Genomic DNA, 23,869 nt, shown 5'->3' on the forward strand with positions numbered 1-23,869 from the left:
CGGAGGGCGTCGCTCAGCGAGAGCCGTAGTTGTAGAGCGGCTTGATGACCGGGTCGCTCTGCGAAGCGTTCGATATCTGCACGACGCTCACCGACGTGAGGGCGGCCAGCACGATGCCGACCACGGCCGCGATCGCAATGCGCATCAGGAGGTCCTTCTACGTCGGATGCTGCGGGGAAAGTAAGTGGTTAGCGTACTGGCTGGTACGAAAAATGACCAGAGAATCACGCTTATCACGATTGACCACGCCAGCACCGCCGACCACACCGGCGCGCCGCCGTCTTCGGCCTTCGCGGGCCCCTCGATCCGGTAGAGCACCAGGTCCGGCCGGTCGAGCACCGGCTCCGCCCCGGCGAGCCTCCCCCGGACCGGATTCGCCGCCGAGGTCTCCGCGTCCAGCGCCACGTACCGGATGCCCGCCGCCCGCAGGCCCGCCGTGAGCGGCCCGCCGGACCGCACCACCTCGTCCAGCCGCCGGGCCCGCGGATCCTCCGCCCGGATGGTCAGCGAGCCGATCATCACCGCGTCGCTGATGATCACCCGGCGGCCGAGATAGCGCGGCAGGGCGTCCAGGCTCGTCCGCCCGCCGTTCCAGGAATACGAGCGGTACGTCGCCCACGGCAGCACCAGCACGTCGCCGGGCACCCCGTCCGCCGCGATGATCTTCCGTGCGGCGGCCCACTCCGCCGGATAGTCCACGGCCTTGAGACGGCCCGCCGCGCCCCAGGCCAGCGAGGGCAGCAGGACGACGGGCGCGAGGATCGCGAAGATCGCCAGAGCGACCCCGGCGGTGTCCGCCCGCCGCCTCGTGAACCGTTCGACCAGGACACCCGAGCCCACGGCCACCAGCACGGCCAGCGGCGCCACGTACTGCTGCCCGTCCCGCAGCATCGCGAAGCCGGTCCAGAGCCCGATCGCCCACCGCAGCAGGCCCGGCACGACCGCCCCCGAGGCCGCCAGCACGAAGCCGATCCCCGCCGCGAGCGCCACGCCCCGGGTCCATGCCGTCCGGCACCACCGCCCGTACGCGAAGACGGCGGCCACGACGACGAGCAGCCAGGCGAACGCGGTGATCGGCGCGCCGTAACCGGCGGGAACCGTCTCCCGGTTCCACGCGCCGCCCAGCAGGAGGAGGCTCCCGAGCGCGCCGAACGGGGTGTCGGCGCGCGCCGCGAAGGCGGCCACGCCCGCCGCGTCACCGGGAATGCCCGACGGCCGCAACCAGCCGGTCACCAGCCAGGGCAAGCTCAGCACGACGAGCGCCGCGACCGTCCGGCCCAGCGCACGTCCCCGCTCCCTGCCCGCCGCCGCGACGACGAGGGCGGTCAGCGCGGATATCATGATCGCCGCGAAACCGCCGATCGCCGCCGGCAGCAGCGCCCGAACGAGCCGTTTTCCGCCTCCCGGCTCCGCCACCCGCGACGCCGCCCCCACCACCCAGGGCAACGCCGCGTACCCCAGCAGGAAGGCCCAGTGGCCCAGCAGCAGCCGCTCGGCGACGAAGGGATTCCAGGCGTAGAGGACGCCCGCCGCCAGCCTGGGCGCGAGGCGCTCCGACGGCACCAGCGACGCGGCCGACGCGCACGCCATCACGAAGATCGAGAGCAGCACCAGCTTCTGCACGGCGTGCGCCGGGACGACCGTGGCCAGCGCGGTGACGAAGGCGTCGCTGGGCACGTGCCGCGGCACCGTCCCGGTCAGTCCGAACGTCATCTTCGAGAACGCGGGATCGGGCACGAACACCATGTCGAACGACAGCACGAAGCCGGGCGCCAGACCCGGCCCGATCGCCAGAAGTCCCAGCACCAAGCCGGTGAATGCGGCCACCCCATGCCGCCCGCGCCCCATCATCGCGCTTGGACGCTACCGGATGGACCGCGTGCCCCCGTTCGCGCGATGACTTTTGGCTCCGGCGGGGGTCTGTACGGGTGAGAGCGAGCGAGAGGAGTTCGGCATGCCCGAGAACAGCCTGCGGGTTCCGGGTGCGACGCTTCACTACGAGGTCCAAGGGTCCGGGCCCGTGCTGGTGCTGATCCCGGCGGCCTTCATGGGCGCGAGCGCCTTCGGGGGCGTGGTGCCCCGGCTGGCGCGGGACTACACGGTCGTGAGGTACGACCCGCGCGGGCTGGCGCTGAGCACGGTCGACGGGCCCGGGGAGATGCCGCCGGAGGTGCTGGCGGACGACGTCCGGCACCTCATCGCGGCGGTCTCGGACGGTCCGGCGCACGTCTTCGGGACGAGCAACGGAGCGATCAACGGGCTCAGCCTGGCCGCCAGGCATCCCGAGGCCGTCCGCACCCTCGTGGCCCACGAACCGCCGGTCGTCGAACTGTTGCCCGAACGCGAGGAGTACCGGGCCGAGAGCGAGCGGGTGAAGGCCGTCTACGAGGAGAAGGGTCCGATCGCCGCCATGCGGGCGTTCATGGTGGGGGCGGGCTTCGCCGAGGACGCCGGAGGCGAGCCCGAGCCGTGGATGCTGATGATGGAGAAGGACATCGACGTCTTCTACGGGCGGATCTACCCGGCGCTACGCGGGTTCGTGCCCGACTTCGCGGCGCTGCGGGCGGGCTCCGCGAAGGTCGTCATAGCCGGCGGCATCGAGTCCAAGGGCGAGATCGCCCACCGGGCGGCGGCCGCGGCGGCCACCGAGCTGGGCACGGCGATCGTGGACTTCCCGGGAGACCACGGCAGTTTCACCGCTCATCCGGAGGCCTTCGCCCGGGCCCTGCGGGAGGTGCTGGACTGAGCTCCGCCGCCCTGCGCTCGAAGATGGCGCGCTCGCGTTCGTTGCGGGTCATGGCCGCGGCACGGCCGAACTCGGCGCGGGCCTCGGCGGCGCGTCCCAGCTTGGCCAGCAGGTCGCCGCGGGCGGCGGGGAGCTGGGCGTAGCCGTCGAGCGTGAGCGTGTCGAGGATCTCCAGCCCCTTGGCGGCGCCGTAGGCCATGCCGACGGCGATGCCGCGGTTGAGGTCGACGACCGGCGACGGCGTCACGTGCGCGAGGACCGTGTAGAGGGCCGCGATCCGTTCCCAGTCGGTGTCCTCCGGGGCCGTCGCGCGAGCGTGGCAGGCGGCGATCGCGGCCTGGAGGGTGTACGGGCCGATCGTGCCCGCCAAGGTCTCGGCCCGTTCGAGCGCCGCCAGGCCGCGGCGGATCAGGAGGCGATCCCAGCGGGCGCGGTCCTGGTCGAGGAGCAGCACGGGCTCACCCGAGGGCGCGGTGCGGGCGGGGAGCCGGGAGGCCTGGAGCTCCATCAGCGCCACCAGGCCGTGCGCCTCGGGCTCGGCGGGCAGGAGACCGGCGAGCACCCGGCCCAGGCGGAGCGCCTCCTCGCACAGCGCCGGGCGCGTCCAGTCGTCGCCCGCCGTCGCCGAGTACCCCTCGTTGAAGACCAGGTAGATGATCTCCAGAACGGAGGAGAGCCGGGCCGGGAGGTCCACCGGCGCGGGCATCTCGAAGCGCACGCCCTTCGTGGCGAGGGCGCGCTTGGCGCGGAAGATCCGTTGCCCGATGGTCGGCTCGGCGGTGAGGAACGCCCGCGCGATCTCGTCCGTGCCGAGCCCGCAGAGCAGCCGCAGCGTGAGCGCCGCGCGGGCCTCGGCGGACAGCACCGGATGGCAGGCCATGAAGATCAGCTGGAGCAGGTCGTCGCCGATGTGGTCGTCGAGCGCCGCGTCCAGGTCGGGCTCGTGGTGCGCCGGAATCTCGTGCCCGAGCTGCTGGAGCTTGCGCTCGTAGGTGGCGCGCCGCCGCACGAGATCGATCGCCCGGTGCTTGGCGGTCGACATCAGCCAGCCGCCGGGATTGGGCGGGACACCCTCGTCCGGCCACTGTTCGAGCGCGATGACGAACGCGTCCTGGGCGAGCTCCTCGGCGAGCCCGACATCGCCCACCATGCGGGTGAGCCCGGCGATGACGCGGGCCGACTCGATCCGCCAGATCGCCTCGATGGCCCGATGGGAGGAATCGGTGGCCGCCATGGCCACCGATTCAACCACCTCACCGGCGCGGCGTTACTGGAAGTCCTCCGGGCCGAAGATCTGGAGCACCTCGCTCTCGCCCTCCCAGCCTGGCCACAGCTCCTGGTGCAGCTTCATGAAGCGGGAGCACCACTCGACGGCCTCCTCCTTCGACCGCACCTGGTAGACCGCGTAGCTGATCATTTCCTTGGACTCGGCGAACGGCCCGTCGGTGACGTTCAGCGCGCCCGCCGCCACCTCGATCCGGGCGCCCAGCGCGCTGGGCGCCAGCCCGCCCTGGTCGAGCAGCACGCCCGCCTTGGCCGCCTCCTCGCCGAGCTTCATGATCGCCTCCATCAGCTCGGGCGGCGGCGGGGTCCCGGGGCGGCTGTCCTTCATGGTCGCCAGGTATCGCATCGGCCTTCTCCTTCTCTCTGACTCTCGGATTCTCGGGGTCTCGGGGTCTCAGGGTCTCGGGGTCTCGGGGTCTAGGCGTTCGGAAGACGGTGGTGGAGATGGACCGCGACGGCACTCAGCCAGGCCCAGACCAGCAGGATCGCGGCGGTGAAGGCAAGGTTGGCGACGGAGCTGCCGGCCCCCGCGGCCATGCCGACGAAGCCGGCCAGGAAGAGCGCGCCGGTCGTGCGGGAGAACGCCGCCCACCCGCGGCGGCCCTCGGCGGCGAAGCGGCGGCCGAGCACGAAGCACGCCGCGATCAGGCAGGCGAACCCGATCCCGCCGGAGACGAAGTGCAGCATGCCGTGCCAGCTGACCTCCGCCGTCTCGTCCGGAGTGCCCGCCGGAAACCCCAGGGCGGGGTCGGCGCGGAAGACCCCGGAGGCGATCAGGCTCGCGCCGTACACCGCGATCAGGCGCGGCGCCCAGCCGCCGAGGTCCGGCAGGCGGCGCAGGGCGGCGGCCAGGGCCAGGCTGAGCACGCCTGCCACCACGAGGTTGGTCACCTGGATCCAGCCGAGGTCACCGTTGGCGAGCAGGCTCCAGGCGTGGCGGGAGAAGTCGAATCCGTCGCGCGTCAGGCCCTGCGCGACCGACACGAGGACGTAGAGCGGACCGGCGACGGCGCCCGCCGCCAGGAGGGCCCTGGTGACGCGGGCGGCCGGGACGGTGCCGGTGTTCGTGCTGCTCGTGCTGCCGGTGTTCGTGCTGATCGTGGCCATCGTTCGCTCCCTTGCTTTCGAGGTTCTTTCTAGGCCTCGAACGGGGAACGGCGGATTCGACACACGACTTCAAGATTTTTTCGGCGGGTCGTTCCGGCTAGGCCTCGGGGTCGCGGGGCAGGCCGAGGATGCGTTCGCCGATGACGTTGAGGTTGACCTCCGTCGTGCCGCCGCCGATCGTCATCGCGCGGGAGGCGAGCAGGTAGCGGGTCCATCGGCGGCGAAGGCCGGACCGCCAGCCGCCCGTCAGGGCCCCTTCCGGCCCGAGCAGGCCGAAGCCGTATTCGGTGACCTGCTGCCCGTGCTCCATCGCGACCAGCTTGCGCACGTTCGCCGTCGCGCCCGGATCGGTGCCCGACAGCTGCTTGAGGGTGGCGCGGAGGCCGAGCAGGGCGAACGCGTGCTCGTCACAGGCGAGGCGGCCGAGATCGTCACGGACGAGCGGATCGTCGGCGAGGCCCAGCTCGGTGGCGAGCTCGATCAGCTTGGGCACGTCGCCGCCGAGCTGGAACGAGCTGGTCAGGCCGACCCGCTCGTTCGCCAGGGTGTTGCGGGCGACCCGCCAGCCCTCGTTGACGGGACCCACCACGAGCTCGTCGGGCACGAAGACCTCGTCGAGGAAGACCTCGTTGAAGACGGCGTCGCCGGTGCACTCGCGGAGGGGACGGACGTCGATGCCCGGCGACGCCATGTCGACCACGAAGTAGGTGATGCCATCGTGCTTGGGCCGGCCGGGGCCGGTACGGGCGATGCAGATCCCCCACTGGGCGTCGCGGGCGAGCGACGTCCAGACCTTCTGCCCGCTGATCCGCCAGCCCCCTTCGGCCCGCTGGGCGCGGGTGGTCAGTCCGGCCAGGTCGGACCCGGCGCCCGGCTCGCTGAACAGCTGGCACCAGATGATCTCGCCGCGCAGCGTCGGCGGCAGGAAACGTTCTTGCTGCTCGGCCGTGCCGTACTGGACGAGGGAGGGCACCACCCAGGCGGCGATCATGAGCGGGACGGGCCGGACCTTCGCGGCCCTGAGCTCCTGCTGGATCACGATCTGCTCCAGCGGCCCGGCGGCCCTCCCCCACGGCTCGGGCAGGTGCGGCGTCACCCACCCGCCCGACGCCATCGCCGCGCGCTGGGCGGCCATGTCCATCGCGGCCAGCTCGGCGACCTGGGCGCGGATCCGCTCCCGCAGCGGCGCGGCGCCGGCTCCGGTCACCTCGACGTCCATCGGACGCCGGAGGCCCGCGAGGGCGAGCGCGGCCACCTCGGCATGGGCGGCGGACGTGCGGCCGAGCAGGGCTCGCAGCGTCAGCGCGCGGCGATAGAGCAGATGGGCGTCGTGCTCGAACGTGTAGCCGATGCCGCCGTGCACCTGGATGGCGCCTTCCGCGCACTCGACGGCGGCGTCGGCGGCCAGGGCGGCGGCCACGCCCACGGCGTACGCGCGCTGCCGCTCGTCCGGCTCGGCGAGCGAGCGCGCGGCGTCCCAGACGGCGGCGCGGGCCCGTTCGAGAGCGATGAGCATGCGGCCGCACTTGTGCTTGACACCCTGGAACTGGCCGATCGGACGGCCGAACTGCTCGCGCAGCTTGGCGTACGCGACGGCCTCGTCCAGGGCCCGCCCGGCGACGCCGCACGCCTCGGCGCCGAGGAGCACCACGGCGAGGGGACGGGCGTCGACGCCGGTGAGCAGCCGTTCGGCGGCGGGCGCGTCGGTGACGGCGACCGCGCCGATCGGGCGCGTGAGATCGAGTGCTTCGAGTGGTTCGATCGTGGTGTCCGTGGCGTCGAGGACCGCCCAGCGGCCCTCCTCGACCGGGAGGACGAGGAGATCGGCGAGCTGCGCGCCGAGCACCGGCTGGACGGTGCCGGAGAGCCGTCCGTCCCGTTCGGCGAGCGCGCCGGGGCCCTCGGTGAGAGCGACCGCGGCGGTACGGGAACCATCGGCGAGACCGGGCAGCAGCTCACTCTTGAGCTTGCCGGAACCGCCCGCCTCGATGAGCGCGGCGGCCAGGACGGTGGGCACGTACGAGCCGGGCGCGAGTGACCGGCCCAGCTCTTCGAGCGCCACGGCCTGGGCGAGGAGGCCGAAGCCCTGCCCGCCGTACTCCTCGGGCAGGTGCAGGCCGAGCAGGCCCTGACCGGCGAGGGCGGGCCAGAACTCCGGCGGCGCGGGCGGCTCGCCCCGATCGGCGGGACCGACCGCCGCCCGGACGGCCGCCGGCGTGAGGTGCCGCTCCGCGAACCCGCGTACGGCCGCCGCCAGCGCCTCGTGCTCCTCGGTCAAGCCGATCGCCATGACTCGCCCCTCTCCTCGGGTAAGTCACAGCTTATTAGAACGAGATTCGGTGGCGGCCCCGGTTCAGGTTCGGCTCAGGGCACGACCTTGAGCTGCGCCACGAACTGGTTGAGGTCCGGCCACAACCGGCGGTGGGTGTTGGGCAGCGAGGCGAACACCACGCCCGGGGACGGGCGGCCGGTGTCGATGATCGCGGTCACGACGACCTCGCCGGTGGCCCGCACCCCCGCGCGCTTGTAGGTGAGGTACGAGGCGATGAGCCAGCCCTTGCGGCCGCCGATCGCCAGCGGCTGCGAGGCCAGCGGCGTCGTCTTGTGCGGGAAGCCGTAGTAGCTCTGCTCGAACCCGGTGGCGGCGAGCGCGGCGACCGGCTTGACGCTCTCGGGCCCCTTGTAGGCGCCCCGCAGCGTCGGGACCAGCGTGCCGGTGAGCAACTGGCCGTACCACATCTGCCCGGCGCGCTTCTCGGTGACGAGGATCTGCTGGCCGGACCAGCCCGTGACGCCGAGCTTGTTCTTCTTGGTCGGCACCTGCCAGGGCGCGGCGAGCCGCGGGTAGGACAGGCCCGAGTGCGCGTCGGGGACCCGGCCGAGCATCCTGCTCGGCCGGCCGGCGAACCTCTTGAGCACCTTGTCCGGCGGGAGCTGGACCTTCGGCTCGTCCTGGGGCCCGGGGTTTCCCGCGGCCGGGCGGCCGGGCTTGCCCTCCGAGGCGGCGGGGCCGGTGCTGTCGCGGCCCTTCAGGAAGTAGACGCCGCCGGCGGCGATCACGGCCACCGCGAGCAGCCCCACCCCGCCGATCAGGACGAGCCGGGACCGGCCGCCCTCGTCCTCGATCACGTCGTGGCGAGGCGGCACGGGAGGCGCGGGCACGCCGCTCGCGCGGTCGGCCGGGGCGGACGGGCCAGACCGGCCGGACGGCTGGGAGGGCTGAGAGGGCTCGGCCTCGGTGACGCCGGCCGCGCTCGCTCGCTCCGAACGTCCGGACCGGCCGAACCGGCTGCGCTTGCCGCCGTCATCGCCGGTGCCGAGCATGGCGTCGGCGGACTCTTCGTCGTCCATCCAGTCCGGCATCTGCCAGTTGCCGGAACTCGGCTTGCCCGGCTTGGGCGGGGTGGCCGGTCCGGTCGGCGTGACCGGCGCGTACAGGTCGTTGCCGGCGCCGCTGTCGCCGCCCTGGCCGTCGAACAGCGAACCTTCCCAGGCCTGCTGGCCACCGGCGGCGGGCGGCCCGCTCGCGGCGTCCGGCGCCGGAACGGAGGAACCCGCGACCGGCAGGTCGGTCTCGCCGGGCTCGGCGGGAGCAGGCACTGCGGGCCCGGGCTCCGCGGCGAACGAGGAGGGCGCACCCGCGAGGTCGTCGTCAGCGGACGGCACGGGCGCGACCTTGATGTCATCGGCGTCCGGCAGCCGGGAGTCGGCGAGCGAGGCCTCCGATGCGGCCCCGGCGACGGCGTCACCGGAATCGCCGGACGACTCGACCTTGCCCCACACGTCGTGCGGGGCCCCGGCGGCGGCCTCGGCCGGAGGGGGACCCACCACCTCGGGCATCTTGGCCTCGGTCTCGGGGAACGACATCCGGACCGGAGGCTCCTCGGCACCGGTCACGGCCGTCGTGTCCTCGGCCCCGTCCACCTCACGGTCACGCCCGCCGGCATCATCACTCATCTCGGTCCAGCGCATGACGCGCTCCCCCTGATCGGACATGCGGCACACGTTACGCGAAGATCGAGATTTGCGGACCGGCCGGTAATCACGCTCAGGACACATCTTTCTATCGCCTCAGTGATGTCCGGGGACCCCACTGTCACCCCCCGTGACCAGCGGATTGATCGCCAGACGCTCCCTGGCCAGCAAGGTTCCGCCCGCCACGGCGCCCGGCATGGCGAGAACGGCCCCGAGGGGGATGAGGAAGACCACAAATGTGGCCGCGCCGAACCCGACCGCCATCAGGCGGTTCTGCTTCAGGATCGCGAACCGCTCCCTGCGGCGGATGCCACGCCGTTCGAGCGCGATGGACGTGAGCTCGCCCGCGAGAAAGTAACCGGAAACACACGCGGCGATGACCGGCACCACGGTCTGGCCGATGATCGGCAGGAAGCCGCACAGGAAGAAGACGACCGCGAAGCAGAGCGCCACCGCGCCCAGCAGCAGCGCGTCCCTGATCGCCCGCCCGATCTGCACCATCAGCGACTCGTCCGGCTCGGGCGGCGCGCCGCCCTGCGACTCCTCCACGTTCACCGCGATGCGCTCGTAGAACGGCTCTCCGACGAGCAGCGTGATCGCCGTGAACGTGATGATCGCCAGGAAGGTCGCCGCTCCGAAGATCGCGATCCCGGCGATCACCCGGACGGACGACCGCGCGCTCTCGGACCAGTCGTCGGCGAAGGGCGTCACCCAGGAGGCCAGCCCGTCCAGGTTCCAGCCCAGGGCCGCCAGCCCCGCCACGTAGACGATCAGCACGATCAGCGCCGGGATGAGCCCGAACAGCCACTGCCCCGGCCGCCTCGCCACCCAGCCGAGCCCGCGAAAGAGGTAGCCGATGCCGGCGAAGAAGGCCGCCAATCCCCGCTTGGGCGGCAGCACTTCCTGCGGCGGCGGCCCGTACGCCTGCGGCGGCGCCTGCTGACCGGGCATCGGCGACTGACCTGGGACCGGCGGCCGACCCGAGACCGGCGGGCCGCCGGCGGGAGCCGGGGGACGTCCGGAGTACGGCGGAGGGCCAGGTGGCGGGGGGCGGCCAGGCTCGTACGGTTGGTTCACCCGCCCCACGCTATCGGGCTGCAAGGCCCGGACGGGCAGCCGTGAAACCTTGCCAAAGCATCATGACCCTTGGTAATTGTATGACTGCCCAGAGTGACAGTGACGGCTCCGCCCAGGTGCAGCCGTCGTCCCCCCAACCGAAGGGTCATACCTGTGTCTTCGATGCGTAGTCGCGTAGCAGCGGCCCTCCTCATCACCGCCGCGGCCACCGCGGTCGTGGGACAGTCGACGGCGGCGTTCGCCGACGACCACCCGGCCGGCCTGCCGGGCCAGATCACCTGGCCGGCTCCCGGCCTGATCACCACCGAGCACAAGGAGACCGACACCTACCAGTACGACCCCAAGGGCTCCAGCTCCTCCTCCGGCTCCGGCTCCTCCTCCGAGCAGTCCTCGGGCGCGTCCTCCCAGACCACGCCGCGTGAGCCGGGCGCGGCGACCGAGCTCAAGGACACGGCCAACTCCGCCGTCCAAGGGCTGGCCAACACCGGCTCCGACGCCGTCAGCGGCGGCGGCGCCGCGGCCTCCGCGGCCCTGAAGTAGCCCTGCCGGCGCAACCTCCAGGAGACTCGATGAGCGAACCAACGGCGCCGCGCGCCCCCGCAGGAGCCCTGCGCAGGCATGCCAGGCCACAGCGGCCCGCTACGTACACCCTCGCGGCACTCATCGCGGCAATGGCGCTGATGGGCGGCACCGCTACTTCGGCGACGGCAGACCCCGAACCCAAAAAAGAGAACTGGGGTGTCAGCTACCAAGAGACCACCATTCCCGGTGATTGGAAGGTCGGTGGCTACGGCGAGGTATGGAGAGAAGGCAACTCCTACCACATCAAGGGCAGCCTGCACAGCAAGTGCCCGTATGGGCGCGGGGGGAAAGCAGCGCTCATGTACGGCTCCAGCGTCGAAGGCTGGAGGTACTTCACCACCAAGTGTGGTGACGGCGAGAATGTCACTGTTGACCTCGAGTTGAGCGGACCACTCGGCCCCGACGGCAAAGTGTGGTTCAAGCCCGCCTGCTACACGATCTGGGCGATCAGCGCCACGTGGGGCTATGGAGGCGAGAGCATTGAGCGCGTCTGATGCTCCCACCGCTCTGACCTCCTGATTCCAGGAGGGCGCAAGGAAAGAGGGCCGCCGAGGCGGCCCTCTTTCTCATGGGGCCAGTGGGCTCATGGGGTCCAGTGGGGGTCGCGGCCGGACAGCGCCAGCGCGCGCTCGAACGCGGTGCCCGACTCCAGCGGCACGGGATCGGCGAAGCCGTCGTACTGGCGGTACATCTCGGCGTGCTCGTCGACGACCTTCAGCAGCATCTCGCCGACCGCGACGGAGACGCGGAACTCCTGGCCGGTGGCCTTCGCGACGTCCCAGCCGTGCACCGCCGTCTCCTTGATGATCAGCTGTGCGATCTCACGCGCCGGGGACGTGGCGAAGCCGAGGTCGATCTCGCCCTCCCAGACCGCCGGGTCCGACCAGGCCGCGACGGCCCGGTCGAGCTGCGCCGCGTACGCCTCGGCCCAGCCCTTTTCGCCCGCGAAGTCCCGTTCGGTCAGCGCCTCGGGGATCGGACGCCGCTGGGCGCGGCATTCCAGGCCGTGCGAGGTGTAGAGCACCCAGTGGTTGACGAGCGTCCGGACGTCGAACTCCGCGCACGGGGTGGCGCCGGCCAGCTGGTCCGCCTTGACACCGCGCGCGATCCGGGCGGCTTCGGCGGCGCATTCCTTCATGTGGGTGTGGAGTTCGTTCATGTGGAAAACCCTAGGTAGACAGACCGATCTCGCTCTTGAAGAAACGCGCCAAGTACCCTGGGCGGATGCACCCGCGAGGTCTCCTGAACCCGGACGAGAACGCCTCGTACGCGACCTCGGCCACGCACGCGCCGGCCCCGGCGGCGGCCCCGTTCGTGGTGTTCTACTGGCACGTCCGCTGGCGGGCGCCGGAGCCGTACGACACCAAGGTGCTCGCCCACCCGAACGTGCATCTCGTCTTCGAGGAGCCCGAACCGCTCGTCTACGGCGTGGACCGCGGATTGTTCGTCCGGCGGATCGAGGGAGAGGGGCACGTCCTGGGCATCAAGTTCACGCCAGGCGGGTTCCGGTCGTTCGCCGGCGGGCCCGTGATCGACCTCGCCGACCGCCGCGTGCCCGCCCGCCACTTCTTCGGCGCCGAGATCGCGGACGTCAACGAGGCCGTGCTCGGCTCCGGCGACCCGGCGGCGCGGGCCGAGGCGTTCCTCCTCCCCCGCCTTCCCGCCGAGCCCGACCCGCTGGCCGGAGAGGTCGCGGAGATGGTCGGCCGGATCACCGACGACCCGTCGCTCACCCGGGTCGCGCAGGCCGCCCGCACCCTCGGCGTCTCGACCCGCACGCTCCAGCGCCTCTTCGCCGAGTACGTCGGCGCGAGCCCCAAATGGGTGCTGCGCCGGGCCCGCCTCCACGAGGCCGCGGCCCGCGCCGACCGGGGCGGCACCGTCGACTGGGCCGAGCTCGCCGCCGACCTCGGCTACTCCGACCAGTCCCACCTGACCCGCGACTTCACCGCCACGGTCGGCACCTCGCCGGCCGCGTACGCGAGGGCATGATGACCCCAGAAGACCTTGTACTGCTGCGCCGGGCCCGCGACACGATGGACCGCGACTACGCGCAGCCGCTCGACGTCACGGCGCTGGCCCAGGCGGCGCTCATGTCACCGGGCCACTTCTCGCGCAGCTTCCGCGCCGCGTTCGGCGAGACGCCCTACAGCTACCTGATGACGCGCCGCATCGAACGCGCCAAGGCGCTCCTGCGGCGAGGCGACCTCACGGTCACCGAGGTCTGCATGGAGGTCGGCTGTACGTCGCTCGGCTCGTTCAGCACCCGCTTCACCGAGCTCGTCGGCGAGAGCCCCAGCGCCTACCGCGCACGCGACCATGACGAGGGCATCGACATCCCGGCGTGCTTCGCCAAGATCTACACGCGGCCGGTCCGGGGCGGGGTGGCCAGGCCCGGCTCCGGGTCATAGCCTGACCGCCATGGACCTCACCCTCTCCCACTGTTTCATCGCCGTGCACGACCATGACCAGGCGCTCGCCTTCTACCGCGACGTGCTCGGCCTCAAGGTCAAGACCGATGTCTCGTTCGAGGAGATGCGCTGGGTCACGTTGACGCCGCCCGCCCAGCCCGAGGTGGAGATCGTCCTGGAGCCGCCGAACGCGGACCCGAACGCCTCCGCGGCCGACCACCAGGCCATCACGGACCTGATGGCCAAGGGCCTGCTGCGCGGCGTCATCTTCCGCACGGACGACTGCGACGCGACGTTCGAGCGGATCGCCGCCTCGGGCGCCGAGGTGCTCCAGGAGCCGATGGACCAGCCCTACGGCGTCCGCGACTGCGCCTTCCGCGACCCGTCCGGCAACCTCCTGCGCTTCAACCAGTCCCGCAAGGACTGACCCCGCGCGAGCGGGGCCGTCCCGGAACGCGGCGGGTCAGGGCTTGCGGCCCACACCGCCGTAGGCGTCGCTGGGCTGCGGCGAGCCGATCTCCGTCGGCTCGGGACGCCAGAACGGGCAGGAGACCACACCGGGCTCGACGAGTTCGAGACCGTCGAAGAAGCGCGTGATCTCTTCGGGGCTGCGCAGGGTGTAGGGCACGGCCCCGCCCTCGTTGTAGTCCTCCTGCGCCTCCTCGACCGCCTCACCGGAGACGACGCTGGAGCCGTCGTTGAGGGAGAGGTAGCTGCCGGACGGCAGGGCCTCCAGAAGCGTCCGCACGATCGAGCGCGCCCGGTCGCCGTCCGCGACATGGCCCATGATCCCGCTCAGGATGAGCCCGATGGGCTGCGTGAAGTCCAGCGTCTTGCCCGCGGCCTGGAGCACGTTCTCCGGCTCGTGCAGATCCGCGTCGACGTAGTCCGTCGCGCCCTCGGGGTGGCTGTTGAGCAGCGCCCGCGCGTGCACCAGCACCAGCGGGTCGTTGTCCACGTAGACGATCCGGGCGGACGGGGCGGCCCGCTGCGCGACCTCGTGGGTGTTGTCCACCGTGGGCAGGCCGGTGCCGACGTCGAGGAACTGCCGGATGCCGGCCTCGGCCGCCAGATAGGTCACCGACCGCGTGAGGAACCCCCGGGACGCGCGGGCGACGTCGGCGACGCCCGGAAACGTTTCCAGGTACTGGTCGCCGGCGGCCCGGTCGACCGGGTAGTTGTCCTTGCCGCCGAGCCAGTAGTTCCAGATCCGCGCCGAATGCGGGACCGAGGTGTCGATCCTGTCCGAAAGGTTCGAGTAGGGCTGCTCACCCGTCATAGGAGGGCTCCATTCCGAGGGGAAGTCGTTCCAGGGAGAAGCCCGGAACAGTCGGAACCCTCATCTTGACGTAAACCGCCCAGCCCGACAGGCCTTCCGGTCTTCTGCTAGGCCTGGTCACCGAGGCTTAGCTCAGCCCGGACCAGTTCGAGCAGGCGCCCCACCCAATTGCGTCCTTCCCTGGGGCCGCGGTCCGTCCAATGGGGCGACTCGGAGATCCCGGTGTAGCTGATCCGCGCATCCCCCGTGGAGGTCAACAGCTCGGCCAGCTCGGGATGCTGGGTGAACTTGGCGCGCAGCAAGGCGGCCATCACGGCCACGCGCACATGGGCCCAGTCGGGCCGCAGCTCCGCGCAGCCACCGGCCTCATGCGCCTCCCTGACGGTCGCCGCCGTACGGACGCGATCGTGGTCGGAACGATCGGCCGCCGCGATCGCCCAATATCCATGCAGGACGGTGGGGTACATCTGGCCGCCATAGGAGAACGGAGTCGGGAACTCGTTGCGAAGCGCCTCCAGGTCGAACGTTGCAGGAGCCTCCACCGGCGGATTGAGCCGCTCGTGCAACGTGATCGCAGGCGAACCCTGCACCGGGTCGTCGGCGTGCAGGACGGCGTAACCCTCCCGTTCGCGTTCCTCCCCCCGATCACCCGCCTCGAAGTACTCCAGCACCTCCCGGTACATCTCCGTCGTGGCGATCGGCCCATCGCCCCCGACCGGCTGGCCGAGGTCGGTGACCAGCTGCCGCAACGGAACGTCCTGCCGATCCATGTCGCCCAGCACGTAGACGCGCCGGTGAGCCGGGATCGCGAGATACGCCGCCTTCACCAGCAGCCGGTTGGCCTCCGTGGGCTCCCGCTGGTAGGCCCTGATGGCATCCCAGCACAGATCCGAGCTCGTGGGCCGGCCGTTCAGCGTCTCGATCTGGTCGCGGACCTCCCCCAGGAATCCCTCGTTCGTCAGGGGCTCGGGGTACCGCGCCGACCAGCGCGGCCCCTCCGCCGCCGCCGGAACCACCTGCTCCGGGTCACTGACGGCGACCTTCCCGGATTCAAGCCATCGCCCGAGCCCCTGAACGTCCGTCACCCCACCACAACGAATCGCCCCGTCCGCGAACACGAACAAGTCGTCCACGTAATGAGCCGAGTAGCTCCTGACCCAGACGTGGCTCCACACCCCGTCGATCCGTTCACCATCCACCAGCCGATATGTCGGCCCTCTCCACGTCACCCCTGAACGGTAGACGCCGGCCGAAGCCAGTCAAACGGCGGTTCCCGGTTCTCATTCCGGAGGAGGCTCGTTCGTCCAATCGGCCTTCCTCACCACCTGGAAGAACTGGCGGGATCCCGGCGGAACTCCGGCGTTCTTGGCGCCCGGAGTGACGACGACCCCCTGGCTCGCGGTGAGCCGTCCACTCCACGGGTCGATGAAGAGCTGCCAGTCGATCGTTCCGTAGTCCCGCGTTGTCTGGCGCATCGAGACGGCTCTCCCACTCCGGCCGACGGCGTCGGTGGCGTTGACCATCCGCACCCCCTTCAGGCTGGCCAGGATGCGGTACGTCGCGATGCGGACACGATCGGAGACGGGCAGCTCGGCGAGCAGCAGCGGCGCGTAGACGAACAGATAGAGATCCGGCTCCCGCAGCCGCTCATGATCGAACTTGGTCGCGTAGTTCAGGATGTAGGCCCGCAGCTCGGACGGGTCGGCCGGCAGCTCACGCGCCTCGGCGGGGCCGATGTCGAAGTACCCGCCTTCCTGCGTGTCCGGTCCGTCCAGGCGTGCGGGCAGCTCCGCGTTGAGGGCGAAGGCGTCGGGCTCTCCGTCCGCCGTCCAGGCAGCTCGATCAGCGTCGCTGAGAGGTCGGACGACGACGTCGTCCCCGTCCCACTGGGCCCACTTGCCCTGACGCTCCTTCCTCGCATCCACCGCCAGCGCATATGTACTCCGGCTTATCTCGACGGTGTACCGGACGTTCGGCCGCGTCGGCGACTTGACCACGACGGTGATGCCGTTCAGCGCCTCCAGATACCAGTGCGCCCCAGTCGCGACACGGCGCGCCGAACCGTCAGCGGCGGAGAGCAGGAAGGACGCGGCCGGACCGGTCTGCCCCGCCAGCGGCTCAGGGCGATAAAGCGGCCGCGTCCACCACGCGCGAGCGCCCCAGCCGCCCACGAGCGTGATCACAACGGTCACGACCACGACCAGCGCGACCTGCCGCCTCGGCATCCTGGTCACGGACCGCCGAGGATGCCAACGATGGGCACGGGTCGCCTCGTTCAGCAGCCGTCGCCGGCTCTTCTCGATCGCATGGACGGTCGACGGGTGATCGGCGGTCAGCAGCTCGCCGACCTTGGCCAGCTCATCCATGGCTGCCTCCCTTGACGTCGGCGGGCTCCAGCGCGGCCCGGATCTGCCGCCGCGCGCGGCTGAGCCGGGAGCAGACGGTCCCGTATTTGATGCCGAGCGCGGCGGCGACCTCCGGGTAGCTGAGCTCGGCCAGAGCGACCAGCATCAGCACGTCCCGGTCACCCCGTGACAGGTCCGCCAGAGCGGCTCCGAGCCCGGCGTTGGCCGCGGCCACAGCGGAAGTGACACGCTCCTCATGGCCTTCCAGAACGCCACCCCTGTCAAGGCGAGCCAGAGCGCGGTAACGCCGAAGCTCGTCGCGGCGATGCCTGCCGACCAGCTTTGTCGCGATGCCGTAGAGCCACGGCCTGGCGGACCCCTGCTCCACATCGAACCGCCCGCGCCCACGAAAGGCGATCAGAAACGTCTCAGCGGCGATGTCGTCGGCGCCCTCTCCACCGAGCCGCCGGTCCACGTAGCGCTGGATCTCCTGGTAATGCCGGTTGAAGATCTCAGCGAACCGCACGGGATCCCGGCGCGACTGCTCGATGATCTCGGCATCGGACTCGGCCCCGTCAGCCATGGAAGGGGGCTCCCGCCTCAGGAGGTCGGCCATAGAAGAGTACGGTCACATCCCTACTTGTCCGAAGCCCCCCAAACCCTTCTCACCCCGAACACAAAAAAGCCTCGCGAAGCGAGGCAGGGGCAAAGCCCAAAAAAGGGGGCAAGGGGCGAAGCCCCAGAAAAAGGCGAAGCCCCGAGAGGGCAAGGGGCGGAGCCCCGAGGGGGGCAAGGGGCGGAGCCCCAAAAAGGGGCGGAGCCCCGAGGGGGTGCGGGGGCGGAGCCCCCGCATCGGGGGTCTGGGGGTCGCCCCCCAGGTGGGCATGCCGAAACGAGAACGGCCTGAAAGCCGAAGGCTTTCAGGCACAGTTCTCCCACGAGTGGAGGTGGCGGGAATCGAACCCGCGTCCTTCCAGACTCCATGATCGGCGATCACTGGCGCTTGTTGGTAGATGTTGCCTGACCTGCCTAAGCGGGCGTTCTGGTGATCGACTGAAGTTGGTTGCGATTGGCTTCTGCCGGTCATATTCCGGGCGTAAAGCGGACGCGTTGGGCCGGGTCGGATCATTCGCTCCGCGGCGGTCCTGCCCCCTTGCGCGCGCCGCCCCCCGAGCTCGATCTCCGACATCCCCGTCATGAAACGAACCCGTCCATCGAATAGACCGAGGCGGCCTCCGCCGGTGCGACTGCAACGCCCGGCGGAGACCTTGATCCGACCCCGTGGAGGTCGAACCCGTGAAGAACCTACCGTCCGACGTCGGGCCGTACGAGACGGCCGAGCAGGCCGCCGAAACCGTCCGCGAGTTCTACCAGCTGTCGCGTCTCGGGCCGCGCGGCACACTCGCAAAGTGCAACCAGGAGCGTCTGCTGGCCGCATGCGAGGCGGCCGGCGTCGAGCTGGGTGATTACGACCAGCGCATCTTGGCATGGCTCACGATCTGGGAGCCCGAGACGGTCGCCGTGATCGTCGGTCTCGTGCTCCGCGCGCACGCTGGCGAGGTGACCAGCGAATGACGCGCCCCACCTTCCTCGCGCACCGCGCCACCGTCATCCTGATGGCTGTGGCCGTCCTGGTCGCCACGGGTGACGGGTTCGCCCAGTCCTACGCCGGGCTCTACCGCTGGGCGATCGAGCACGACCTGACCGGTTGGAAGGCCGAGAGCTTCCCGCTGCTGGTCGACCTGTTCATCGCCGTCGGTGAGCTGGGCTTGTTCGCGCTCGCACTCGAAGGACACCGGCTCCGCAAGAGTGGTCTCTCCTGGGCCGACGTGGCGCTGCCGTTCGGCATCGCCTCGGCCGGCTGGGGGGTGTCGCTGGTGTTCAACGTGGGCGCGGTCGGCCACGACTTCGCCGACCAAGCGACCGCGGCGGTACCACCGGTCGCGAGCATGCTCGGCCTGCTGGTCCTGCTGCGTACCCTGCACCGCCTCGTCACCACGGAAGCGCCTCCCGAGACCGCGACGGAACCCGAGACGCTCTCGCCGGTACGGTGGCCGCTCCCCGAGCTTGAGTCCGCAGATCAGAGCCCGGTCGGGTACGACCTGTGGGACACCATCAAGCCCGAACCGGAGAAGGTCGACGCTGACCTGGCGCCGGTGGTCGCGACCGCTCGCGACCGGTACGCCGACGACCTCGCCGCCGGCACCGTGCCGTCCGTACGGCGCATCCGCCGGGAGCTGCGAGTCGGTCACCCGCGCGCCAAGCGCATCCATGCGGCCCTGACCGAAGGGGCTGCGTGACCGGCGATGTGCGGCCGGTCTTCCTGGGCAAGCTCCCCGATGACGTCGACCTCGTCGAAGGCGAGCTCGTCAACGGGGAGCTCGTCCAGGAGCCCGAGGCCGCTATCCCAGTCGACGGTCCGGCCGAGCCGTCGGACTGGCTGGCCGAGCGCCGCGCATGGCTGGCCGAGGCGCCGCAGGTTGTCCCCGACTGGGTGCGCGACCGCGGCCAGTTCGTCGACACTGCCTCGTTCGTGGCCCGGTATTACTCGCGGGAGACCGCGTTCTACGCGTTGCGGTCGCCGGTCTACGTGGGTCGCCTGTGGGGCCGCTCACCGCGCGGGGTTGCCCGGCTGATCTACCGGTGGTGGCGGTGGGTCAACGACGCCGAGGCCCGGCCTGTCCAGGCCAAGGCGGCGGCCGGCGACCCCGAGACGTGGATGAAGTTCGTTGCGATGCAGACCAACCGCACCGGGCCGCGGCGACGCCTGTCGGTGGTCGTGGCGGTGCCGGTCGCGCTGGCCGTCACGCTCGCTGCGGTGTTCCTGCCCGGCTGGGCGCTCGCGATGGTCGGCGCCGGGCTCGCGTCGGTGCTCGGGTTGGCCGAGCAGGACGCCGACAGGCCGATCATCAAGCGGTACGTCGCGGTCCAGTTGCAGCGGCGGCCGGACTCTGGCGAGATCGAGCGGGCGCTGGAGGCGATCGGGATCAAGGGTGCCGTCGACTTCACCGCGCCGATCGTCGCCGACGGGCCCGGCTGGCGCGCTGAGCTCGACCTGCCGCGGGGCATCACCGTGAACAAGGTGCTGGAGAAGCGGGAGGACCTCGCCGCGGCGATGCGGCGTCCGATCTCGACCGTCTGGCCCGAGGGCGATCGTGACGCCCACCCTGGCCGTCTGGTGCTGTGGGTGGCGCGTGAGGATCCCGCCAAGGCCAAGCGGAAGCTGTGGCCGCTCATGCGCGAGGGCCAGGCCGATGTGTTCGAGCCGCTGCCGTTCGGGTTCGACCCGCGCGGCAACCTCGTCACGGTCACTCTCATGTACTCCAACCTGCTGGTCGGAGGCATTCCCGGCTCGGGCAAGACGTCCTGCGCGCTGGCGATCGTGCTCGGTGTCGCGCTCGACCCGAGCGCCGAGTTGCACGTCTTCGAGTTGAAGGGGTCGGGTGACCTGGACTCAGTGCGGCCGGTCTGCCACCGGTACGTCTCTGGCGACGATGACGAGGATTTGCAGGCCGCCCTGGATGGACTGCGCGCGGGCATCGCCGAGCAGAAGCGCCGCGCCGCGTTCATCAAGAGCCTTCCGTCCTCCCAAACCGTCGAGGGCCGCCGCGTCACCCGGGCCCTGGCCGAGCGCTACCCCGAGCAGAACCTCGGGCCGCGCGTCATCGTGGTCGACGAAGCGCAGGAGCTGTTCACCCACCCCGAGTACAAGGACGAGGCCGCGGACCTGTGTACGCGGCTGATCAAGAAGGGCCGCGCATACGGCATCATCCTGATCCTGCTCACGCAGAACCCCGATGCTCCGTCACTGCCGTCGTCGGTGTCGTCCAGCGTCGGAACGCGGCTGTGCCTGGCGGTGATGGACTGGCGCGCGAACAACAACGTGCTCGGCACCGGCGCCCACGAGCGCGGGTTGCGCGCGACCGAGATCTCCGCGAGTGAGCAGGGCACCGGCATCCTGGTGCGCGGCCGTGAGGGCGGCACGGTGCGGGCCGCGTTCATCAAGCAGACCGAGGCCGAGCAGATCGGCAAGCGGGCGCTCGCGCTGCGCATCGCAGCGGGGACGCTGACCGGCCAGGCCGCGGGCCAGGCACCCGAGCCGGTCGACCGAAGCGATCTGATCGACCACCTGCGCGAGGTGTGGCCGGCGGGCGAGGACGCGGTGCATTCGGCCCGGCTCGTCGAGGCGCTCGCGGCCTATCGGCCCGACGCCTACGGGGCGTGGCTGAACGTCGAAGGGCTCGATGAGGCGCAAACGCGAGAGGCCCGCGCGGCGGCATCCACAATGCTCGCGAACGCGCTCAAGCCGTACGGCGTGGCGACCCGGCAGATCAACCGGCGCGGCGCCGGCGGCGGCGCGAAGGGCCTCCGGTTGGAGGACCTGCCGACGAGGCAGGCAGTGCCTCTCGGCGGCTGACCGGTTTCGATCTGGCGCTCACTCAGAGGCCATGATGGGGCGGGTTCGGGGGGTGCTTCGGTGCCCCCCGAAACCCGAAACGTCGCAGGCCACGGCCGATACCGGGGGTGAAACCGGTTTCGGGGTACACGAAACTATCCGCGCCTCATTGCGGCTTCAGCAAAGCAGCCGGGGCCCGTACGCTTCTGGCATGGCGAGCCCCCAACTTCAGCACCTCAGCACGAGCCAGGCGGCCGAGGTCTTCGACGAGATCGTCAATGTGTACGTCACGGTGTACGCCGAGTCGCAGACCGAAGAGGACTTCGCGAACTTCCGGGCTCGTGGGGCTGCCCAGTTCCAGGGAGCAGGCTTCGATCTGGTCACCGTTCGAGTCGACGGCGACCTCGTCGGGTTTGCCTACGGCCTAACTCTTCGCGCTGGGTCGGGATGGTGGCGAGGGCTCGAACCGGCCCCGGAACAGGGATTCACGGAGGAAACTGGTGTTCGCACCTTCGCCCTCATCGAGTTGGCCGTCCTGCCTGAGCATCGGAAGAAGGGACTCGGGCGGCTTCTGGTCGACGAGCTGCTTGCGCGTCGGGACGAGGAACGGGCGACTCTGGCGACAGACCCTCGGGAAGCCGACGTCCAGAAGATGTACGAGCGGTGGGGATGGCGGAAGGCTGGCAGGGTCCCCGCGGCCTCGGACGCACCTGTCCCCCACTTCGATCTCTACGTGCTGCCGCTGCGCTGACCTCCGCCCGCTGGGATCTCCAGGAGCGCCTTGAATTCCTGCGCAGTGTCGTCCTGGCGACGCTCCGCCGGGAGGACCTCCAGCACACGCTGAGCCGTGCGGACGATCATCCTCGTCCGGTACGCCGGCTCCATGCCGCCGATGACGTCGCTCGCCGTCCGGAGCGCTTCGCGGTGTCCGCCGTTGCGGCCAACGGCGATCGCCTCGTGAAGCCGAGCGTTCGCGATGTTCTGATACGACTCCGAGAGCTGCATCACTTGGGCGCGTGCGTCCACTCCGTCGTCGGGAGAGCTTGTGTAGGCGTGCACCCAGCTCCCCACGTACGCGAGGGAGTCAGGTGTCCAGCCGTACCCGTCGCCGTCGTTGGTGCGTTCGGCTTGGTCGGTCAGCTCCTCCAGGGTCCTGTGCGCCTCTTCGGCTCTGCCGAGGGTGGCCAGGGCTTGGGCTTGGACGCCCATGGCGCACAACAGGCCGGCCGAGGGGCGGTCGCCAGCTTTATCCCGCGCGGCGTCGGCCAGCACCACAGCGGATCGCAGAGGCCGGGGCGCGTACAAGGCGAATGCAGCCTCAATCCCGCGTACCCATGCCGACAGGTCCACGTCGCCGGAGACATCGGCCATATGCCGGGCGGTCGACCACCAACGGCGGGCCTCGTCGTATGAGCCCATGCGAGTCAGAACGTTGCCGGACAGCGCTGAGAGTTTGGCAGCAGCGCGTTTCAGGTCGCGGTCCTTCGGGGCGCGTGTGAGCTGCTGGCGCAGTGCGGCTAGGTCGAGGATGAGCGCGCGGTGTACTGCGGTCGGCGGGCTGGTCAGGATGCTGTGTGCGTGGTCGAGGTAGGCGAGGTTCCAGTCTTCGGCCTGGTTGGTCTCGGTGGCGTCAAGGACGTGTTCAAGCGAATGGCGTACGAGGTCGCTGGTCGATCCGGCAAGGACGCCCATCGCGCCGAGCTGTAGCAGCTCGCGCCGTCTCACGTCGTCCTCAAGGTCGATGGAAGGCTCATTTATGGAGGATGCCCAGTTGTGCACCCGATCCCCAAATAGATCGGCCCATGTGGTGTCGAACGCAGTGACGTAGGCATCGGCCCAATCTCGTGGGAAGTGCTTGCCCTTCTCCCAGTCGAGGATCTGCCGGGCGATGCTCTTGATCTGCTTAGGGTCGGGGCCGCTGATGCCGATGGCCGCGAGAAGACGGCGGGCCATGATGTGCGTTCCCCAGCCGCGGGTTCTGCGCTCGGCTTGGAGCCGGTGAGCCCATGCGGGGCGGTCGTCATCGCTCATCGCGTCGCAACCCTTCCGGCTCGGGATGGGGAGATGTGCGTCTCCCCCTCTCTCCCCCCATTCTCCCCGTTCAGCTGTGGCATGTGACGCGGTTTGACTGAGCGACAGCGGGGCGTGCACCAAGCCACTGAAGTTCCCGTGTGGTCCGACTGCTTCACCTGGTGTGCGTCCCGCCCGTAGACGCCAAGCGGCCCCGGTGCCGGTGCGCGAACACCGGCCGTTTTCCGGGGCCTGACCCGATCGGAGGTCGGGCTATGGGCAAGGTAACCGAACATCCGCCGTGGGCGGGCATGGATGTCGATCCCGAGGTGTTCGCGCGGGAGTTGCGGCGTCGGTTCCCTGGGGTGTGGGCGTGGTTCGGGGAGTTCACGGGCCGGTGGTGGGCGGTCACGCGGGACCGTACCCGACTGATCGAGGCCAGGTCGCCGGCGGCGTTGGGGCGGCGGCTGGCGGAGTTGAGCGCCCCCTCTCGGCCGGCCTCCGCCGCGATTGAGCAAGGGGCGCCGGAGTGGGTCCCGGTGGCCGTACAGACTGGCGGGGGGGGGGGGGGCGCCCCCCCCCCCCCCCCCCCCCCCCCCCCCCCACCCCCCCCCCCACCCCCCCCCCCCCCCCAACCAACATGGGGGGGGCCCCCGC

General features: G+C 70.9%; 24 protein-coding genes. 10 read left to right on the forward strand and 14 right to left on the reverse strand.

The window, feature by feature from the left end; translation table 11 throughout:
* Window positions 1-13: 13 nt before the first annotated feature.
* Entirely contained in the window at window positions 14-145 is a 132-nt protein-coding gene (locus tag ACGFNU_RS24205) for a hypothetical protein (protein ID WP_392596998.1), read from the reverse strand.
* Window positions 145-1,827, reverse strand: coding sequence for a hypothetical protein (locus ACGFNU_RS24210; protein ID WP_392597000.1), 1,683 nt, complete (start codon window positions 1,825-1,827; stop codon window positions 145-147). The genes ACGFNU_RS24205 and ACGFNU_RS24210 overlap by 1 nt, the downstream gene beginning before the upstream one ends.
* 127 nt (window positions 1,828-1,954) lie before the next feature.
* Here ACGFNU_RS24210 and ACGFNU_RS24215 point away from each other — a divergent pair, with 127 nt between their 5' ends.
* Entirely contained in the window at window positions 1,955-2,746 is a 792-nt protein-coding gene (locus tag ACGFNU_RS24215; RefSeq protein WP_392597001.1) for an alpha/beta fold hydrolase, read from the forward strand.
* On the opposite strand, the gene ACGFNU_RS24220 is transcribed toward ACGFNU_RS24215, so the two are convergent.
* From ACGFNU_RS24220 to ACGFNU_RS24245, 6 genes are all read right to left on the reverse strand, one after another.
* The gene (locus ACGFNU_RS24220; protein ID WP_392597003.1) at window positions 2,694-3,980 is read right to left on the reverse strand and encodes an RNA polymerase sigma factor; all 1,287 of its coding nucleotides are present in this window, start codon (window positions 3,978-3,980) and stop codon (window positions 2,694-2,696) included. The genes ACGFNU_RS24215 and ACGFNU_RS24220 overlap by 53 nt on opposite strands.
* 33 nt (window positions 3,981-4,013) lie before the next feature.
* A complete protein-coding gene (locus ACGFNU_RS24225; protein ID WP_392597004.1) occupies window positions 4,014-4,376 on the reverse strand; it encodes a YciI family protein in 363 nt (120 codons plus the stop codon).
* Between the two features lie 71 nt (window positions 4,377-4,447).
* Window positions 4,448-5,137 carry a DUF998 domain-containing protein gene (locus tag ACGFNU_RS24230; RefSeq protein ID WP_392597006.1) on the reverse strand — a complete coding sequence of 230 codons (690 nt, stop codon included), beginning with the start codon at window positions 5,135-5,137 and terminating at the stop codon, window positions 4,448-4,450.
* A gap of 97 nt (window positions 5,138-5,234) precedes the next feature.
* The gene (locus ACGFNU_RS24235; RefSeq protein WP_392597008.1) at window positions 5,235-7,427 is read right to left on the reverse strand and encodes an acyl-CoA dehydrogenase; all 2,193 of its coding nucleotides are present in this window, start codon (window positions 7,425-7,427) and stop codon (window positions 5,235-5,237) included.
* 74 nt (window positions 7,428-7,501) lie between these two features.
* Window positions 7,502-9,133 (reverse strand): hypothetical protein, encoded by a 1,632-nt coding sequence (locus tag ACGFNU_RS24240; protein WP_392597009.1) that lies wholly within the window; start codon window positions 9,131-9,133, stop codon window positions 7,502-7,504.
* Window positions 9,134-9,208: 75 nt separating this feature from the next.
* Complete coding sequence (locus ACGFNU_RS24245; protein WP_392597011.1) at window positions 9,209-10,063, reverse strand: EI24 domain-containing protein; 855 nt, start codon at window positions 10,061-10,063, stop codon at window positions 9,209-9,211.
* A gap of 288 nt (window positions 10,064-10,351) precedes the next feature.
* On the opposite strand from ACGFNU_RS24245, the gene ACGFNU_RS24250 reads away from it, so the two are divergent.
* Entirely contained in the window at window positions 10,352-10,729 is a 378-nt protein-coding gene (locus ACGFNU_RS24250; protein ID WP_392597013.1) for a hypothetical protein, read from the forward strand.
* A 29-nt stretch (window positions 10,730-10,758) separates the two neighbouring features.
* Entirely contained in the window at window positions 10,759-11,265 is a 507-nt protein-coding gene (locus ACGFNU_RS24255; RefSeq protein ID WP_392597015.1) for a hypothetical protein, read from the forward strand.
* Between the two features lie 89 nt (window positions 11,266-11,354).
* Here the strand turns inward: ACGFNU_RS24255 and ACGFNU_RS24260 are convergent, their stop codons facing one another.
* Window positions 11,355-11,930 (reverse strand): TIGR03086 family metal-binding protein, encoded by a 576-nt coding sequence (locus tag ACGFNU_RS24260; RefSeq protein WP_392597017.1) that lies wholly within the window; start codon window positions 11,928-11,930, stop codon window positions 11,355-11,357.
* 65 nt (window positions 11,931-11,995) lie between these two features.
* On the opposite strand from ACGFNU_RS24260, the gene ACGFNU_RS24265 reads away from it, so the two are divergent.
* Genes ACGFNU_RS24265 through ACGFNU_RS24275 form a run of 3 tightly spaced genes read left to right on the forward strand, consistent with a single transcriptional unit; the run spans window position 11,996 to window position 13,609 of the window.
* Window positions 11,996-12,763: a helix-turn-helix domain-containing protein gene (locus ACGFNU_RS24265; protein ID WP_392597019.1), complete on the forward strand. Its 768-nt coding sequence runs from the start codon at window positions 11,996-11,998 to the stop codon at window positions 12,761-12,763.
* Window positions 12,763-13,182, forward strand: a complete 420-nt coding sequence (locus tag ACGFNU_RS24270; protein WP_392597021.1) for a helix-turn-helix transcriptional regulator — start codon at window positions 12,763-12,765, stop codon at window positions 13,180-13,182. Before ACGFNU_RS24265 ends, ACGFNU_RS24270 begins: the two co-directional genes overlap by 1 nt.
* A 10-nt stretch (window positions 13,183-13,192) precedes the next feature.
* Window positions 13,193-13,609, forward strand: a complete 417-nt coding sequence (locus ACGFNU_RS24275; protein WP_392597023.1) for a VOC family protein — start codon at window positions 13,193-13,195, stop codon at window positions 13,607-13,609.
* A 36-nt stretch (window positions 13,610-13,645) separates the two neighbouring features.
* Here the strand turns inward: ACGFNU_RS24275 and ACGFNU_RS24280 are convergent, their stop codons facing one another.
* From ACGFNU_RS24280 to ACGFNU_RS24295, 4 genes are all read right to left on the reverse strand, one after another.
* Window positions 13,646-14,461, reverse strand: a complete 816-nt coding sequence (locus tag ACGFNU_RS24280; protein ID WP_392597025.1) for an SAM-dependent methyltransferase — start codon at window positions 14,459-14,461, stop codon at window positions 13,646-13,648.
* Between the two features lie 107 nt (window positions 14,462-14,568).
* Window positions 14,569-15,594 (reverse strand): NADAR family protein, encoded by a 1,026-nt coding sequence (locus ACGFNU_RS24285; protein WP_392597026.1) that lies wholly within the window; start codon window positions 15,592-15,594, stop codon window positions 14,569-14,571.
* 147 nt (window positions 15,595-15,741) lie between these two features.
* Complete coding sequence (locus ACGFNU_RS24290; protein WP_392597028.1) at window positions 15,742-16,827, reverse strand: hypothetical protein; 1,086 nt, start codon at window positions 16,825-16,827, stop codon at window positions 15,742-15,744.
* Window positions 16,820-17,389 carry an RNA polymerase sigma factor gene (locus ACGFNU_RS24295; RefSeq protein ID WP_392597029.1) on the reverse strand — a complete coding sequence of 190 codons (570 nt, stop codon included), beginning with the start codon at window positions 17,387-17,389 and terminating at the stop codon, window positions 16,820-16,822. The genes ACGFNU_RS24290 and ACGFNU_RS24295 overlap by 8 nt, the downstream gene beginning before the upstream one ends.
* 698 nt (window positions 17,390-18,087) lie before the next feature.
* Between ACGFNU_RS24295 and ACGFNU_RS24300 the strand changes: the two genes are divergently transcribed.
* The 4 genes from ACGFNU_RS24300 to ACGFNU_RS24315 all read left to right on the forward strand — a co-directional run bounded on the left by ACGFNU_RS24300 (window position 18,088) and on the right by ACGFNU_RS24315 (window position 21,953).
* On the forward strand, window positions 18,088-18,381 hold the full coding sequence (locus tag ACGFNU_RS24300; RefSeq protein ID WP_392597031.1) for a hypothetical protein: 294 nt from the start codon (window positions 18,088-18,090) through the stop codon (window positions 18,379-18,381).
* The gene (locus tag ACGFNU_RS24305) at window positions 18,378-19,106 is read left to right on the forward strand and encodes a DUF2637 domain-containing protein (protein ID WP_392597033.1); all 729 of its coding nucleotides are present in this window, start codon (window positions 18,378-18,380) and stop codon (window positions 19,104-19,106) included. Before ACGFNU_RS24300 ends, ACGFNU_RS24305 begins: the two co-directional genes overlap by 4 nt.
* Window positions 19,103-21,223: an FtsK/SpoIIIE domain-containing protein gene (locus ACGFNU_RS24310; RefSeq protein WP_392597034.1), complete on the forward strand. Its 2,121-nt coding sequence runs from the start codon at window positions 19,103-19,105 to the stop codon at window positions 21,221-21,223. The genes ACGFNU_RS24305 and ACGFNU_RS24310 overlap by 4 nt, the downstream gene beginning before the upstream one ends.
* A 190-nt stretch (window positions 21,224-21,413) precedes the next feature.
* Window positions 21,414-21,953: a GNAT family N-acetyltransferase gene (locus ACGFNU_RS24315; RefSeq protein WP_392597036.1), complete on the forward strand. Its 540-nt coding sequence runs from the start codon at window positions 21,414-21,416 to the stop codon at window positions 21,951-21,953.
* Here the strand turns inward: ACGFNU_RS24315 and ACGFNU_RS24320 are convergent.
* Window positions 21,932-23,233, reverse strand: a complete 1,302-nt coding sequence (locus ACGFNU_RS24320) for a hypothetical protein (protein ID WP_392597037.1) — start codon at window positions 23,231-23,233, stop codon at window positions 21,932-21,934. The genes ACGFNU_RS24315 and ACGFNU_RS24320 overlap by 22 nt on opposite strands.
* Window positions 23,234-23,869 lie beyond the last annotated feature (636 nt).

It is taken from the genome of Spirillospora sp. NPDC048911 (assembly GCF_043198015.1).
Taxonomy (GTDB): Bacteria; Actinomycetota; Actinomycetes; order Streptosporangiales; family Streptosporangiaceae; genus Spirillospora.